Below are 15356 nucleotides of genomic sequence, written 5' to 3' on the forward strand. Positions count from 1 at the left end.
GGAAAACGGGCCTTGTCAGCACGGCGGTGCAAATGAGAGCCTTTGCCCCAGCAATAGTACGGGCAGTGCGAGGCGTATTGAAAGGCGCCGAATCACTGACAGGCATGACGACTATCGATAGAGTCGGATAGTGCCACCGCCGCACAGCGGATAGAGTCCACAGTCATTGAAGTGTTAATCCGCGATCAAGCCCGAGGTGAGCGATGTCCCGCATGATCCGTTTTCATAAGTTCGGCGCTGCCGACGTGCTCCAGTACGAAGAGGTTCCGACGCCCGTACCCGGCCCTAATGAAGTGCTGGTACGTGTGCAGGCCGTCGGACTGGGTTGGAAGGACGTGCTATGGCGACAGAATCTCGCTGCCGAGCAGGCCAGGCTGCCTGCTGGTATCGGTAACGAGTTGGCGGGAACTGTGGCTGCGCTGGGCGAGGGTGTCGAGGGGCTGGATATCGGCATGGCCGTGGCAGGCTTCCCGAGCAGTACCCCTAGTCGCTATCCGACCTGGGGCGATCTGGTGTTGATGCCTGTTCATGGCCTGACCCGCTACCCGGATGTGCTCAGCTCGGCAGAAGCCAGCGTGCATTACAGCGCACTGTTGTCCGGCTATCTGGCAATGGTGGAGCTTGCTCAGCTCAAGCCGGGCCAGCATGTGCTGATCACCCATGCCACGCATTGCCTGGCGCCACAGAATGTGCAACTGGCCAAGGCTCTGGGGGCGCATGTCATCGCATCCACGGAGTCCGCCGATGATCGCGAGTTCCTGCGCACGCTGGGTGCGGATAAGGTGATCGTTACCGAAGAGCAGGATCTGGTTCTTGAGGTCGAGCGTTATACCGAAGGCAAGGGCGCCGAGGTGATTCTCGATCAATGCGCAGGCCCGCAGATGAAGCTGCTAGGTGACATCGCGGCACAGCGTGGCAAGTTGATCCTTTACGGAAACAACGGCGGAAATGACACTGCGTTTCCTGCTTGTGCCGCCTTCAAGAAGCACCTGCAGTTCTTTCGTCATTGCGTACTGGACTTCACGGGCTGCCCGGAACTGGGCATCGAGCCCAATGCTGAGGCCGTTCAGCGCGCGCTCACGCACATCAATCAGATGACGGCAGATCGCCTGCTAACCCCCTTGATCGACAAGGTCTTCGACTTCGAGGATTTTGTTGCCGCGCATCGCTATATGGAAACTTGCCCGAGTCGTGGGCGGGTCGCCCTGACGTTGGCTGTCGATTAAAGTACGTGGCCAAGCGGTCGCTATAGCCCGTAGAGCCAACGTTAGTTCAAGGAATTTTTAATGAGTCTCGCCACCGGTGAAGCCCTGTCGCTATTGTTGTTTCGTCTGCATAGCGGCAGGCTGCTCGGGATCAACCTGCTCAAGATCAACGAGATCATCGATTGCCCGGCTTTGACCAAGCTGCCTAGTCGTCATCCTAATGTTCGTGGCATCGCCATGTTGCGAGGGGCGGCTGTTACGGTGATTGATTTGGCCAGCGCTATTGGTGAGCGTGGCGGCAACAGCGAGGATGATGGCTGCCTGATCGTTACCGAGCTCAGTCGCTCACGGCAGGGCCTGCATGTTAAGAGCGTCGAGCGTATCGTGCAGTGTTCGACCCGTGATGTGCGCCCGCCACCACCGGGGTCTGGTAGTCGTGCCTTCATTACCGGCGTTACACAGATTGACGATACCATCGTGCAGATTCTCGATATCGAGAAAGTCATGCACGACATCGCACCAGCAATGGAGGTGGCTCCGGTCGATCAATTGCTGGAGACACAAGATGAGCGGCTGCTGCAAGGCCGTCGCGTACTGATCGTCGATGATTCTCAGGTTGCTCTGCAGCAGACCGTGAATGTGTTACGACAGCTCGGGCTCGATTGCTCGACCGTGCGCAGTGCTCAGGCGGCCTTACAGCAACTGCATGACTATCATGAAGCCGGTATGCCGTTCGAGTTGCTGGTTTCCGACATCGAGATGCCTGAGCTCGATGGTTATAGCCTTGTGCAGGAGATCCGCAGCAGCAATGACATTCGCGATACCTATGTTTTGCTGCATACCTCTCTGGATAGCACCATGAATACCGAGAGGGCTCGTGCTGTAGGTGCCAACGCGGTGTTGACCAAGTTCTCTGCTGTGGATCTGACCCACGCGACGCTGGAAGCCTTCCGCAAGATGAGCGAGCGCTGAGCAAGCCTCAGTAGCGGGCAGCAGTGTTTTGCTGCCGACTGCAGCGCCTGGCTTTATGAGTAATATTTCTTAATAATCAAATACTTATCACTGCATTTTCATGCTGGATGAGACTTCACTTGAACTTGCATGCGCTTTGTTCATGACGGCTGTAATAAGCACGATGACCTGCATCCAGGTGCTCTGCGTTTCTTCGCCACTCACGCGGATCGATGAGCACTATCGATCCTTTCGATGAGGCTAATAGCAGCCATGGCGTTAGGCTTGCCCCCGATGAAGTTTCTTGGGCAGCCGCTCGATTCCTCCCGGTGCTGCTGCTCTAGCTCCGCTTCATCTCTCCTTTGGTTATGACTTCGGCCGCATGGTTTACGCCATGCGGCCTTTTTTATGGCCGCAGATCAGGTACGAAAGCGCTGCACCGAACCCTGCATGGCCTGCGCCACCTCGCTCAGGGCGTGTGCTGCCGTGGTCAGTTCGCCGACTGTCTGCGTATTGCGCTGAGACATCTGTGCGATTTGTTCCACGCGCTGGGCAACTTCATGGCTGGCCTTGCTCTGCTCGTCGATGTTGTGCGAAATCTCTTGCACCACATGAGCAGCACGCTGAGTGCCGTTGCGAATCGAACTGATCGACTCTCCCGCCTGACGTGCCAGGGAAACACCTTGGCCAACGCTGGTCACGCCGCTTTGCATGCTAGCCACCGCTGTACTCGTACTGCTGCGGATGAGCTCGATCATCGCGGTGATTTCCTGGGTTGACTGGGCCGTCCGGGCTGCCAGATTACGCACTTCGTCTGCGACCACGGCAAACCCACGACCTGCTTCTCCAGCGCGGGCGGCCTCGATGGCTGCGTTGAGTGCGAGCAGGTTGGTCTGTTCGGCGATGCTTTTGATGACCTGGATGATTGAGTTGATCTGCTCTGAGGACTGTCCGAGAGCGGTTATGCTCGTTGAGGATTCATTGACCGCTGCAGCGATGTGATTCATGCCCTCGACAACGTCGAGAATCACCTGGCCGCCGTTGCCAGCCAGCTCTTCGGACTGGGCGCAAATGCTCTGTGCATCGCGGCTGTGGTGGGCGATCTGCGCGATGTTCTGGATCATCTGCTCCATTGCGGCGGCGATGCTGGTCGCTCCCTCTGATTGCTCGGTGGCGGCATGCAGAATGCTTTGCGATGTGGCCCCCAGACCATCGACGGTCTGCTGCAGATGCTGGCTTTGCTGGCGGATGCTGTCGATCATCTGGCGCAGATTGCTCTGCATCTCGGCCAGAGCTTGTTGTAGCTGACCGCTCTCGTCATCGCTGTCGATATCGATGTGTTCGCGCAGGTTGCCCTGAGCGATGGCTTTGGCTGCGGCCACAGATTTTTCCAGCGGGGGTAAAACACTGCGCATTAAGCGCCAGGTGATCAGGCCTAGCAGGGCGCACGTCAGGCCAATGCCCAGCATCAAGATCGCCGCCGCCTGGCTGACTGCCGCCTGACTGGCCTCACGAGCGTTACTGGTATGCGCCTCAATCAGACTGCTAAGTGCTTCGTTCTTGTCTTCCAAAGCCGTGAAGCTGCTGCGAAAGGCCGGCATGTCGGCCTGCGCGGTGCGAGGCTCGCGCAAGGCTTTGTCGACGATGCTTCTGGCCTGGTCGATATAGGCCGTCAGGGCCGGCTGTGAGGCGTCGATGGCTTGGCGAATCGTTGTCGGCAACGGCAGCTTGGCGTTGGCATCCATAGCCCTCTGGAACCATGCGCTGTGCTCGGCGAGGTCGTCTCGTACCTGCTGTACGGCAGCGCTGTCGTTCGGGTCGGTGGTGAATGCGGCAAGTACATCGGCACGCAGGGCGTCATGCATCATGTCGCCTTCGAGGTGATTGCGTAGCGCGCTGACGCTCAGCTCGTTGTCTGCCATGGCCGCTGCCAGGCGTGTCACACCCCAAAAACCGACTCCGCCGAGCAAGGCGGCAGTGAGGATGCTGACAACACCGCAGGCGATCATCTTGTGTCGAATCTTCATGAGTCGAACCTGATCCTGAAGTGATACAGCGATCAGTCTAGACGAGCGGCGGACAACCGCAGGACATGAGGCGTGCAAACAGCGATAAGGGGCAGGACGGCGGCGCGCTCGGCATGGGCGAGGCGCCGCTTGATGAAAGTTAACGGCGGTAGTGCGCCAGCAGGGCTTCAATCGGGTGGCGTAGCGTCTGTTCCTGCAGGCGCTTGGTTTGGCTGCGGCAGGAATAGCCTGTCGCCAGTGGCTCGGCGCCGTTCTCCTGGGCCAGAGCGGGGGCCCAGGATTGGGCGAAGATGGTCTTCGACGTTTCCAAGTTGCGCGCTTCGTGGCCGTAGGTGCCGGACATGCCGCAGCATCCGGTGGCCTGGGTTTCCAGCGTGAGCCCGGCTTGAGTGAAGACCTTGCTCCACAGCGCGGTGGCTGCGGTCGCGTTGGTCTTTTCCGTGCAGTGCGCCAGTAGCCGATAGTGGGTGGCTGTTGCAGGTTGCGCCGCCGTGGCGGGTAAAGCATCTGCCAACCACTCCTGGGGCAGCAGCACAGGTGGGCATTGCAGACCGTCGATCTTGGCGTATTCCTGGCGGTACACCAGCGTCATGGCTGGATCGAGGCCTACCAGCGGAATGCCGAAACGCGCCAGTGCCTGCAGACGTTTGGCCGTGCGCCGTGCCGTGCGGGCGAAGGCGCCGAGAAAACCTTGTACATGCAGCGGCTTGCCATTGGCAGAGTAGGGCGCCAGGTAGACGCGGTAGCCCAGGCGGCTGGCCAGTTCGATAAAGGCCGCCAGCAACGGCGTTTCGAAATAGCGGGTGAAGGCATCCTGCACCAGAATCAGGCTTTTGCTGCGCAGTGTTTCATCCAGTTCGGCAAGCAACTTAGGCGTTGCCACCGGTACGTCCCAGCGGCGGCAAGTGGCCTTGAAGTCGAAACGGCTGAGCAGCGGACTGTCGACCATGCCAATGCGTTCGACCAGCAGTTTGTCGATTGCGCTTGAACCCATAACTGCGTTGTACAGCCATGGCACTTGCGCAAATAGCGGCAGGCTGAACTCCAGCGAGCCGATCAGATAATCGCGCACCGGGCGCAGATAACGGCGGTGGTACAACTCCAGAAAGCGCGAGCGGAATTCGGGCACGCTGACCTTGACCGGGCATTGCCCCGAGCACGATTTACACGCCAGGCAGCCAGCCATGGCGTCGTAGACCTCATGGGAGAAATCTTCGTCGCGATTACGGCTATTGCGCCAGCGCTCGGGCAGCTTGCGCAGGAAGTTCAGCGGCCCAGCGGCAACCGGGGCGAGCACATCGGCACCGGCATGGCCTTGTAGACGCAACCATTCGCGGATCAGCGAGGCGCGGCCCTTGGGCGAATGCACGCGCTCGCGGGTGGCCTTCCATGACGGGCACATGGCGTCATCCGGGTCGAAGTTGTAGCAGGCGCCGTTGCCGTTGCAGTGCATCGCCGTGCCATAGCTCTGCCAGACGCGTTCGTCGATCTGTCGATCCAAGTCGCCGCGCATGGTCACTTCATCGACCTTGAGCAGGGCCTCAGGGCTGTGCAGCGGCGTAGCGATCTTGCCAGGGTTGAGCTGGTTGTGTGGGTCGAAGGCGCCTTTAAGCGTCTGCAATGCCGGGTATAGCTCGCCGAAGAAGGCGGGCGCGTATTCCGAGCGCACGCCTTTACCGTGCTCGCCCCAGAGCAAGCCGCCGTAGCGCTGTGTGAGGGCGGCGACGGCATCGGAGATGGGCCGCACCAGTGCGGCCTGTGCTGGGTCTTTCATGTCCAGGGCCGGGCGCACGTGCAGCACGCCGGCATCGACATGGCCGAACATGCCGTAGGCCAGGCCGTAGCTGTCGAGCAGCGCGCGAAATTCGGCGATGAAATCGGCCAGGTTTTCCGGCGGTACGGCGGTGTCTTCGACAAACGGCTGTGGGCGTACTTCGCCTTCGACATTGCCGAGCAGGCCAACCGCGCGTTTGCGCATGCCGTAGACACGGGTAACCGCTGCCCGGCCAACGGCCAGGGTGTGGCCCAGGCGCTGCACGCTGGTGTCGCGTTGCAGGTACTCGACGAAAGCGGCAACGCGCGCGTCGACTTCTTGCGGCTCATCGCCGCTGAATTCGATGAGGTTGATGCCCAGCGTCGGCGTCTGCGCATCTTCCGGGAAGTATTGCGCCACGCCATGCCAGACGATGTCCTGCATGGCCAGCAGCAACACCTTGGAGTCGACCGTTTCGATCGACAGCGGCTTGTGCTCGACCAGTGCCCGAGCGTCACGCAGGGCATCCATGAAGCCGGCGTAACGCACGTTCACCAGCACCGAATACTGCGGAATCGGCAGCACCTTGAGCTTGGCTTCTACGATGAAGCCCAGCGAGCCTTCGGCGCCGCACAATACGCTGTTGAGGTTAAAGCGGCCGTCGGCCTCGCGCAGGTGCGCCAGGTCGTAGCCAGTTAGGCAGCGGTTGAGTTTGGGAAAGCGCGCTTCGATCAATTGCGCCTGCTCGCGCTGGATGCGCTCGGCACAGCGGTAGACTTCGCCGACCCGATCCTGCCGCGCCAGCGCCTGCTCCAGTAGAGGCTGTTCCAGCGCGGCGCTGCTGAAGTGTTCGCCGCCGAGCAGCACGCAATCGAGTGCCAGAACGTGGTCGCGGGTCTTGCCATAGGCGCAACTGCCCTGGCCGCTGGCATCGGTATTGATCATGCCGCCAATGGTGGCGCGGTTGGAGGTCGACAACTCCGGGGCGAAGAAGAGGCCGTGTGGCTTGAGCGCAGCGTTGAGCTGATCCTTGACCACGCCGCTCTGTACCCGTACCCAACGCTCTTCGACGTTGATTTCGAGAATGCCATTCATGTGCCGCGACAGATCGACCACGACGCCGTCGGTCAGCGACTGGCCATTGGTGCCGGTACCACCGCCGCGTGGCGTCAGTTTGATGCTCTGATGCGCCGGTTGCGCAGCAATGCGGGCGAGGGTTTGCACATCATCGGCATCGCGTGGAAAGACCGCCGACTGTGCGAAGCGTTGGTAGATGGAGTTGTCGGTGGCCAGAACGGTACGGCTGGCATGATCCTGGGCGATCTCGCCGCGAAAGCCCGCCGCGCGCAGAGCGTCAAGGAAGGCGAGGTAGGGCGCGGCTGGCGCGGTTTGGGGAACGAGGCGGGCAATCATGGCGGCTGATCTCATCGGGCTCGATAGGTTCGTATTGCGAACCTATCGTATTAAGCAAACTCTAGTTGTGATGGGCATTTTCCGGGCGCCTGGCGCATGCTACAAGGGTATTTTTCGCAGCCGATTCATGAGTTTTATGAATGAATTATCGACGCCTAACACCTTCGATGTCGTTATTACTGGCCTTCGAGGCCTCCGCCCGGCATGAAAGCTATACCCGTGCGGCCAGTGAGCTGTCGCTGACTCAGAGTGCGGTCAGCCGCCAGGTTCAGGCGCTGGAGGAACAATTGGGGGTCACCCTGTTTCGCCGTGAGGGCCGCCGCATTGTGCTTAGCGAAGTGGGCCGCCTGTATCTGCGTGAGTTGGGTGGGGCGCTGGCGCAGATTCGCAACGCCACCTTGCAGGCGGTGGCCTACGGCTCGGGCACCGGGACGTTACGCCTGGCGTTGTTGCCGACCTTCGGTTCGACCTGGCTGCTGCCACGGCTCAATCGTTTCTACGCGGCGCATCCGGGCGTGCAGATGCACATTCATTCACGTATTCAGGCGGTGGACTTCGATGCCGGGGAAATCGATGCCGCTATCACCGTGGGGCGCGGCGATTGGGGTGATCTGGTGGTACATCGCCTGCTTGAGGAAACCATGCTGGTGATCGCCAGCCCTGCGCTCGTCACCGAGCATGAGCTGAGCCCGGCGGCTATCGCTGAGCAACCATTGCTGCAGGTGGCCAGCCATCCGCCGTTATGGGCCGAGTGGTTCGCGCGTCATGAATTGCCGCTTGAGCGTATGCGCAGTGGGCCGAACTTCGAACTCACCTCGCATTTGATTCAGGCAGTGCGAGCCGGTATCGGTGTCGGCCTGGTGCCGCGCATGCTGGTGGACGATGAGCTGCGCCAGGGCCTGTTGCTCAGTGTTGGCCAAGCCGTGCCCAGCCAACGTACCTATTGCCTGGTCTACCCGCCGCGCAATGCGGTGCTGCCATCACTGGAGGTGTTTCGCCGCTGGCTGCTCGCAGAGCTGGAGGCGCCATGAGCACCTGGCCGCGCGGCGAAATAGGGGCTTATGCCGGGAAGATTTCGCGCAGGGTGTTGCGGTAGAAATCGAAGGCGTCGATGGCGCCCTGAATGGCTTCATCGCGCTGTGCGTCGCTCAGTTCCAGGCCATCGAGCAGAGCGACGAACTGACGCCAGTGCAGGGCGCGGCCGTCGGGGTGGGCTGCTAGGTGGCGTGCACCGTTTTCGCCATCGAGGCCGATTTTCTGGGTTTGCTTGAACAGGAAGGCCGCACCAAGGTTCGAGCCTTCGGCGCAATACAGCCAGCCGAGCGCGGCGTAGCTGCTGGCGGGTTGGATGGCTTGAGGCTGCTCAGGTAGCGGCAGGCCAAGGTCGCTCAGATCCGCGCAGACGGCATCGAAGCGCGGCAGCTCGTGCAGGCCCGGCAGAAGTTGATTGAGCGCTTCGTCGTGATACAGCCCGTTGATCACCCCGTGGAAGCGATGCTGCAGGCGCAGGAAGTAGGCATAGCGCTCGTGACTTTCGAATGGACGCGCGCCCATCACCAGATTGTCGACGCTGTCATGGTTGCCGCTGGTGTCTGCTTTCAGACGTTTGCTCAGGGGCAGTTCGGGAATGTTCTGGACGATGGCGTTCATGCAAGTACCGGAAGGGGTGAAAAGTGACCGATTGATGATGGGCGTCAGTGCAGTTAAGAACAATTCTCAGATCATTAAGAATGCTTAAGGCTCGGGCTGCCGTTGCAGGTGTGCAGGCGTGGCTGCAGCCACGCCCTCAGCGCGACTTAGAACGCGGATTCGCGAATCAGCACCGCCATCACCCAGCGCCAAGCCTGCAGCAGTGGGCTGCGCGGTTGTGCACTGATACTGGCGCTGCCGCGCAGGGTGTAAGGCTGGATTTTGCCCTCATCCAGAGGGCGCAGTAGCACGCGGTACAAGGCGCGCTCGGGCACGGGCACGCGCTGGTCGTCGAACTGGCTGGCGATACTGCCCTGGTACACCGAGGCCAGCTCCGGTGCTGAGGTCAGCTTGCGCACGGCCGTTTGGCCGATGTCTTCGATGATCAAGGGGCGACGTGGCTGGCCGGGATCTTCCGGCAGAAACCAGGCCTGCGCGCCGATTTGCAGGCGCTCACGATCAGCCTCCGCGACAAAGGCCTCGATTCGCTCGTGCTTTGCCCCGATCAAGGTACCCAGCCATTCTCCGGGCGGCAGCCATTCACCAACCTGTAACGGTTGCGCCATGTCGACCAGTTCGCCTGCGAACGGCGCGCGCACCTCTAACTGCTCAAGACGCTGAAGCAGGGCGGCGCGGCGCTCCAGGGCCACGTTAAGCTCCTGAAGCGCCACGCTTTGGCGTGCCGCCTGCTCGGCGGCGCGTAGCTGGAAGCTGCTTTGCTGACGCAGCAGCTCGATTTCACGCTCCAGGCTAGCCAACTCGTGCTCGACATCCGGTGCTTGCAGGCGAAACAGGGTTTGCCCAGCGCTGACCGTCTGCCCCGGTGCGACCTCGATACCTTGCAGATGAGCGCCAAGCGGCGCCAAGAGGATCGCTTGTTGCTCGGCGCGCAGCAGCGCAGGTGCTTCGACATGGCTGCGCCAGGGCAGGGCGGCGGCCAGCAGCAGGATCAGCAGCGCGGCGCCGCTGATCAGGGTATTGCGGTTCATGCGGTAGTCCTTGCGGCGTTGGTGCCAGTGGCGCAATTCGTTGTAAATCGGGCGCAGGATGAAGTGAACGATCTCCACGGCAAACAGCAACAGCCCCAGCAGTTTGAAGGCGAAGTGATAGACCAGCAGGGCGATGCCGAGGAACAGGAAGAAGCGGTAGATCCAGGTGGCGAAGGCGTAGCCCAGCAGCACGCGCTGCAGCCAGGGCTGGAAGTGTTCCGGTTGCGGATCGCCGAAGCCGAACAGGGTCTCACGCAGGCGCCAACGCGCCAGTTCGAAGGCACGTTCCTGCAGGTTGGGCACGTCGATCAGGTCGGAGAACAGGAAGTAGCCGTCGAAGCGCATCAGCGGGTTGAGGTTCACCGCCAGGGTCAGGATCCAGGTGGTGCTGGCGAGCATGAAGGCGGCGCTACGCAGCATGCCGTCGGGCAGAAAACTCCAGGCCAGCGTGGCCCAGGCTGCCAGGCACAACTCCCCCCCCATGCCGGCAGCGCCGATGGCCAAGCGTTGGTGGCGTTTGGTCAGGCGCCAGGCGCCACTGGCGTCGGTGTAGAGCACCGGCCACAGCACCAGAAAGGCCACGCCCATGGTTGGCACACGGCAACCGTAGCGTTTGCAGGTGTAGGCGTGGCCGAACTCGTGCAACACCTTGGTCAGGCTCAGGGTAAGTGCGGCCAGAGCGGCGCCTTCGAGGCTGAAGAAATGCAGGAAGGTATGCACGAAGCTGTCCCACTGGCGCGCCGCCAGGTACAGGCCAAGCAGGGCAGCCAGTGCTGTGGTGATGACGAAGCCACGGCTGAACAGCGGTGCCACACGCGGATAAGTGCGTGTCAGGAAGGCGTCCGGGCGCAGCAGCGGAATGCGGATCGACAGGTAGTTGCCGAGCAGCCAGGATGCCCAACTGCCGCCTTTGCCTGCCTCGGCGCGGCGGCGCAGATCGGCCATTGCTTGCTCGCCACTGGTTTCCACCAGTTGCACGTTACGCAGAAACTGCACGAATCCGCCTACATCTTCGGTGCTCAGGTGCAGCGTCGTTTCCTGGCGTATGGCGCTGGCCACCGCCTCGGCGTTGCCCAGCGCCCAGCGCGCGAGGATTTCCGCCTCGGCCCAACCAATGCGGTAGAAGCGCCCGCGCGCCTGGTCTTCCAGCGTCCAGGTTGGCGAACCATCGCGCGAGCGCGGGCCAGGGTGCAGGCGCAGGGTGCGGCGCAGCACTGGCAGCGGTTGCGGGCGAGATTGGCTGGGCAGGGTGGCGGCGAGGGTCATGGGTGGGTGCTCGCCGAGATTCGAGGTTGCAGGTGCTCGCGGCTAAAGCCGCTCCTACGGCTTGGGATTCGCTGCGCTCGTAGGAGCGGCTTCAGCCGCGAAATGTTGGCGCGTTCGTTCAGCATGCCGCTACCAGCCGAGATACACGCGCAGGGCGGCCAACGGGCGGCGTAGCACGTAGTTGAACAACAGGGTGCTATGCCCGTAGAGCTTGGCGGTGCCCTTGAGGCCGACGCGGATGCGCGGATCCTGCTCGGCAAAGTTAGCATCCAGGCGATAGGCCATGCTGCCGTCGGCGGCTGGCGAGGCGCGGTAGCCGTAGCGTTGCAGGCTGGCCTGTAGCGGGCTGCCGGGCTGGCTGTTGAGAAACAGCAGCACCTCGGCGCCAGGCTCCAGAGCGATGGCGTCAGCCACCGGCAGGTGGATATCCAGACGCGCATCGTGCGGGTCGGCGACTTGCAGGATGCGTTCACCGAGCGACACCGGACGACCGATCCAGTCGCTGGGGTCATCGAAGATCGCCACGCCATCGCGCGGGGCAAGGATCAGCGAGCGTTCGAGGTTGCTTTGCAGGTAGTCAACATCGGCGCGGGCCTGGTCGCGACGGGTGATCAGTTCGGCCAGGGCGGCTTTGGCACGCTCATCGAACAGCGCCTGCTGGCGTGTCTGGCGCAGTTGCGCATCGGCGGCGGCCAGGCTTTGGCGGGCCGATTCCAGACGATTCTCCAGCTCGCGCTTATCCAATTGCACCAATGCATCACCGGCCTTTACCGGTTGATTGGGTTGTACCAGCATGCCTTCGACCACGGCCTGGAGCGGGGCGCGCAACACGGCAGGCTCACGCGCAACGATTTCTGCTGGTGCCAGCACCGTTTGCCGCACAGGCAACAAGGCGAGGGCTAGCAGGGCAGCCAAGCCGATCATCAGCGCGCGGCGTGGGCGTTTGCGCAGCCAACCCAGACTATGCCTGCGTTGACTGTGAGCCAGGCTTGCCCAGGCATGGGCGTAGGCATCTTGCAGCAGTTCCAGCATCGCCCGCTCGGGGCGTGCCAGCGGTTGTTCGCGGCTGAGCAGCAGGCAGCCAAGCAACTGGCCGTCGCGGCGACGCAGCGGCACCCACAACAGGTACTGGCTGAGGTATTCAGACCATTCATCGCGGCTGTGCGCGTCGGCGTCCGCGGCGCTCAGCTCACGCAGCTCTGCTGCCCAGGGCTGCGCTTGCCAGTGCTGGCAGTGACGGCGCAGAAACAGCATGAACGGCGCGTTGGCTTCCAGTTGCGCCAGGCCCGAGCAGGCGCTGATGCGCCCCTCATCGTGGTGCCAGAGCAACGCCTCGTGGTAGTCGAGCAACTGGCGGCTGTCGTTGACCATCAGAAAGCCGAGGCCGAGCAGGTCGGCTTCGGCGCGGGCACGGCGTTCGAGTTGCAGGAGTACGGCCAGGCGTTCGGCACGCTTGTCGCGCAGAGGCGTCACGCTGGCATTCACGAACCGCTCTCCGGTGGTTGCAGACGCGCGACACCGCTCATGCCGGGGAGCAAGCCAGCGGTGTCGCCGGTGATGCGGGCGAAGACCTTCAGCGATTGGCTTAGCGGGTCGATGGCCGCGCCGAGGCGTTCGATCTGCGCGGGATAGTCCTGGCCGGTTTCATCCAGACGCACTTGAAAATCAACGCCAGGCTTGAGCCAGGTGAGCCAACCCGAGGGCACGATCAGTTCCAACTGGTAAGCGCTGTCGTCGTAGATGGCCAGCAACTCGGTGCCTTCGGCGACATGCTGGAAGCGCTGCACCATGCGCTGCGAGACGCGCCCGGCAAAGGGCGCCTCCAAATTGCAGCGTTTGAGCATGGCGCGGCCCACGGCGCTTTCTGCTTGGGCCACGGCCAGGTCGGCCTGAGCCTGTGCAACCTCGGCCTGGCTGATGGACTCCAGCGCGTCGAGGCGCTTGGCCACGCTGAGCTTCTTCTGCGCACCACTTTGCGCGGCTTCGCTGCGGGTCAGTTGGGCGCGCTGTACCGAACAGTCGAAACCGGCCAGGCGCTGGCCTTGCTTGAACGCTTCACCTTCTTTGACTGTCAGTTCGGTGAGTTTGCCAGCCAGTTCGCTGGACAGCACGGTCTGGCGGATCGGGCTGAGCTGCACGCGCAGCTCGCCCAGGTCTTCGGCGTGGGCCATGTTCGCGGCGGTGGCGATCAGAAACGCCAGTATCGACGGCCAGTAGCGGGGCAAAGGCATGGCTGTGGTCGTGGCTGTAGGAGCGGCTTCAGCCGCGAAAAAGTGCGCGTGGAAACTGCCCTTTTCGCGGATAAATCCGCTCCTACAAAAAACCTTCATGCGACTGCCCAACTTTGGCTTAACGGTCACGGATGCTCTCCACGGGCACCAGCTCGGCGCCGCGTAGCGAGCCCAGGCTTTCCCACATATCCAGGCGCAGTGTCTGCACTGATGGCGTGTCGCGCTTGGCGATCAGCGCTGGGGTTGGCGCGCTGCTCGCAAGCGAGGTGCCATAAGGCAGACGCTCAGCAGCGGCGATACCGGCGGGCACCACGCCTTGGCCCTGGTCCAGGCGCTGAGCATTGCCGACGATGGCGCGGGTTAGCTCATCGACGCTGCTGCCGGCGATTTTCTCGGGCAGCGGGTCGAGGCCCGCTGCCTGGTAAACGGCGCCGTGGGCAACCTGCAATTCGGCAAAGGCGCGGTCACGGGTGCGCGTGGCCAGTACGGTTTCGGTGGCGGTGCGTACGCGTTCCAGACGGCTTTGCGCCTGGCTGGAGTAGGCGCTTTCGCTCTGGCGCAGAATGCCGCGCTGCACGGTCTGCAATTCATTGGAACGCGCGAAGACCTGGCTGGAGCGGGCGAACTCGCGCCAGGCCACGTTGACTTGGGTGAGCACGGCCATACGCATGGCCTGGCGGCGCAGCTCGGCGACTTGCTGGCGGGCTTCGCCGGATTTCTTCACCGCCGGGTAAGCCAGCACGTTGAACAGGTTCCAGCTCACTTGCATGCCGGCGTCGGCCCAGTTGTCGTTGACCAGATAGCTGTTGCTGTCGTAATTGGCGCCGACGAACAGGTTGGCGCCCGGCAGCAGCTTGAGCATGGCGGCGCGGGTTTCCAGCACGGCGTTGCGCGCCTGGTAGCTTTCACTGCGGATTTCCGGGCGCTGGGTCATGGCGGTGACTTCCAGGTCGGCCAGGTTATAGGCCAATTGCGGCTGGCTATAGCTGGCGTCGCTGGGCAGTACCAGGCTGTACTCGCTGGCCGGTGGCAGGTTCATCAGGCTGGCCAGGCGCGCCTTGGACACCGCCAGTTCGCCTTCGACCACTTCCAGTTGGCGGATCATCTCCAGCAGGCTCTTCTGGTAGCGCAGCGACTCCAGCGGCGCGACCAGGCGCTGGCGCTCGGTCTGGCGGGCCTGTTCCAGTGCGCCTCTAGCATCGGCCAGGGCGCGCAGCACTTCCGGCTGCAGGCGTTCGGCGCTGGCGGCCTGCCAATAGGCTTCACGCACCTGCTGGATAACATCTGCGACCACTTTGCGCCGCGCCTCCTCGGCGGCCAGCACCTTGTTGGCCTGGGCTTTGGCGCTGAAGTAGCTGACGCCGAAATCGAGTACGTTCCACGACAGACGCAGGTTGGCGTCGCGGCTGGAGCGATCGCTGCTGGTGGACGGTTCGAGGGATTCGCGGCCCGTGGTAACCGATTCGCTGGAGGAGCCGGCAACATTATCGCGGCCTTTCCAGCCCGCGTTGGCAGCCAGTTGCGGCAGCAGGTTGAGGTTGCTGACGCTCAGGGTGTTGTCTTCCAGCGCGCGCTGCATCAGGCCCAGGCGCTGTTGCAGGTTGTACTTCACGGCGCGGGCCATGGCTTCTTCCAGGCTAATGGCGCGGGTGACTGGCTCCTGCGCCTCGAACATGGCGCGGCGATCGCTCTGCGCCTCGGCCAATTGCTGCTCGGGGGTGAGCGCCTCTGGCGTTACAGCGCAGGCGGACAGACCCAGTGCGGCGCAGGCGATGGCCAGGCGCAGAGGGCTGCGGCTAAATAGGGTGCGGTTCATCGTTGAAAAATCCTTG

General features: G+C 62.5%; 10 protein-coding genes. 3 read left to right on the top strand and 7 right to left on the bottom strand.

What is annotated here, in order from left to right:
• Positions 1–203: 203 nt before the first annotated feature.
• Together AERO9A_RS07020 and AERO9A_RS07025 are read left to right on the top strand one after the other, a co-directional pair.
• The gene (locus AERO9A_RS07020) at positions 204–1226 is read left to right on the top strand and encodes a zinc-dependent alcohol dehydrogenase family protein (protein WP_159971194.1); all 1023 of its coding nucleotides are present in this window, start codon (positions 204–206) and stop codon (positions 1224–1226) included.
• A gap of 60 nt (positions 1227–1286) precedes the next feature.
• A complete protein-coding gene (locus AERO9A_RS07025; protein WP_159971195.1) occupies positions 1287–2177 on the top strand; it encodes a chemotaxis protein CheV in 891 nt (296 codons plus the stop codon).
• A 398-nt stretch (positions 2178–2575) separates the two neighbouring features.
• Here AERO9A_RS07025 and AERO9A_RS07030 read toward each other — a convergent pair whose 3' ends face one another.
• Positions 2576–4183, bottom strand: a complete 1608-nt coding sequence (locus tag AERO9A_RS07030) for a methyl-accepting chemotaxis protein (protein WP_159971196.1) — start codon at positions 4181–4183, stop codon at positions 2576–2578.
• A gap of 139 nt (positions 4184–4322) precedes the next feature.
• Positions 4323–7349: an FAD-binding and (Fe-S)-binding domain-containing protein gene (locus tag AERO9A_RS07035; RefSeq protein WP_159971197.1), complete on the bottom strand. Its 3027-nt coding sequence runs from the start codon at positions 7347–7349 to the stop codon at positions 4323–4325.
• A 140-nt stretch (positions 7350–7489) separates the two neighbouring features.
• On the opposite strand from AERO9A_RS07035, the gene AERO9A_RS07040 reads away from it, so the two are divergent.
• A complete protein-coding gene (locus AERO9A_RS07040; RefSeq protein WP_159971198.1) occupies positions 7490–8380 on the top strand; it encodes a LysR substrate-binding domain-containing protein in 891 nt (296 codons plus the stop codon).
• Positions 8381–8408: 28 nt separating this feature from the next.
• Here the strand turns inward: AERO9A_RS07040 and AERO9A_RS07045 are convergent, their stop codons facing one another.
• The 5 genes from AERO9A_RS07045 to AERO9A_RS07065 all read right to left on the bottom strand — a co-directional run bounded on the left by AERO9A_RS07045 (position 8409) and on the right by AERO9A_RS07065 (position 15340).
• A complete protein-coding gene (locus AERO9A_RS07045; protein WP_159971199.1) occupies positions 8409–8999 on the bottom strand; it encodes a biliverdin-producing heme oxygenase in 591 nt (196 codons plus the stop codon).
• Positions 9000–9145: 146 nt separating this feature from the next.
• Complete coding sequence (locus AERO9A_RS07050; protein ID WP_159971200.1) at positions 9146–11293, bottom strand: HlyD family efflux transporter periplasmic adaptor subunit; 2148 nt, start codon at positions 11291–11293, stop codon at positions 9146–9148.
• A gap of 129 nt (positions 11294–11422) precedes the next feature.
• Positions 11423–12778, bottom strand: a complete 1356-nt coding sequence (locus AERO9A_RS07055; RefSeq protein ID WP_218580130.1) for an efflux RND transporter periplasmic adaptor subunit — start codon at positions 12776–12778, stop codon at positions 11423–11425.
• Positions 12775–13524 (bottom strand): efflux RND transporter periplasmic adaptor subunit, encoded by a 750-nt coding sequence (locus tag AERO9A_RS07060; protein ID WP_218580131.1) that lies wholly within the window; start codon positions 13522–13524, stop codon positions 12775–12777. Before AERO9A_RS07060 ends, AERO9A_RS07055 begins: the two co-directional genes overlap by 4 nt.
• Before the next feature lie 118 nt (positions 13525–13642).
• Complete coding sequence (locus AERO9A_RS07065) at positions 13643–15340, bottom strand: TolC family protein (RefSeq protein WP_159971201.1); 1698 nt, start codon at positions 15338–15340, stop codon at positions 13643–13645.
• Between the last annotated feature and the right edge of the window lie 16 nt (positions 15341–15356).

The sequence above is a fragment of the Pseudomonas sp. 8Z genome (assembly GCF_902506535.1).
Classification (GTDB): domain Bacteria; phylum Pseudomonadota; class Gammaproteobacteria; order Pseudomonadales; family Pseudomonadaceae; genus Aquipseudomonas.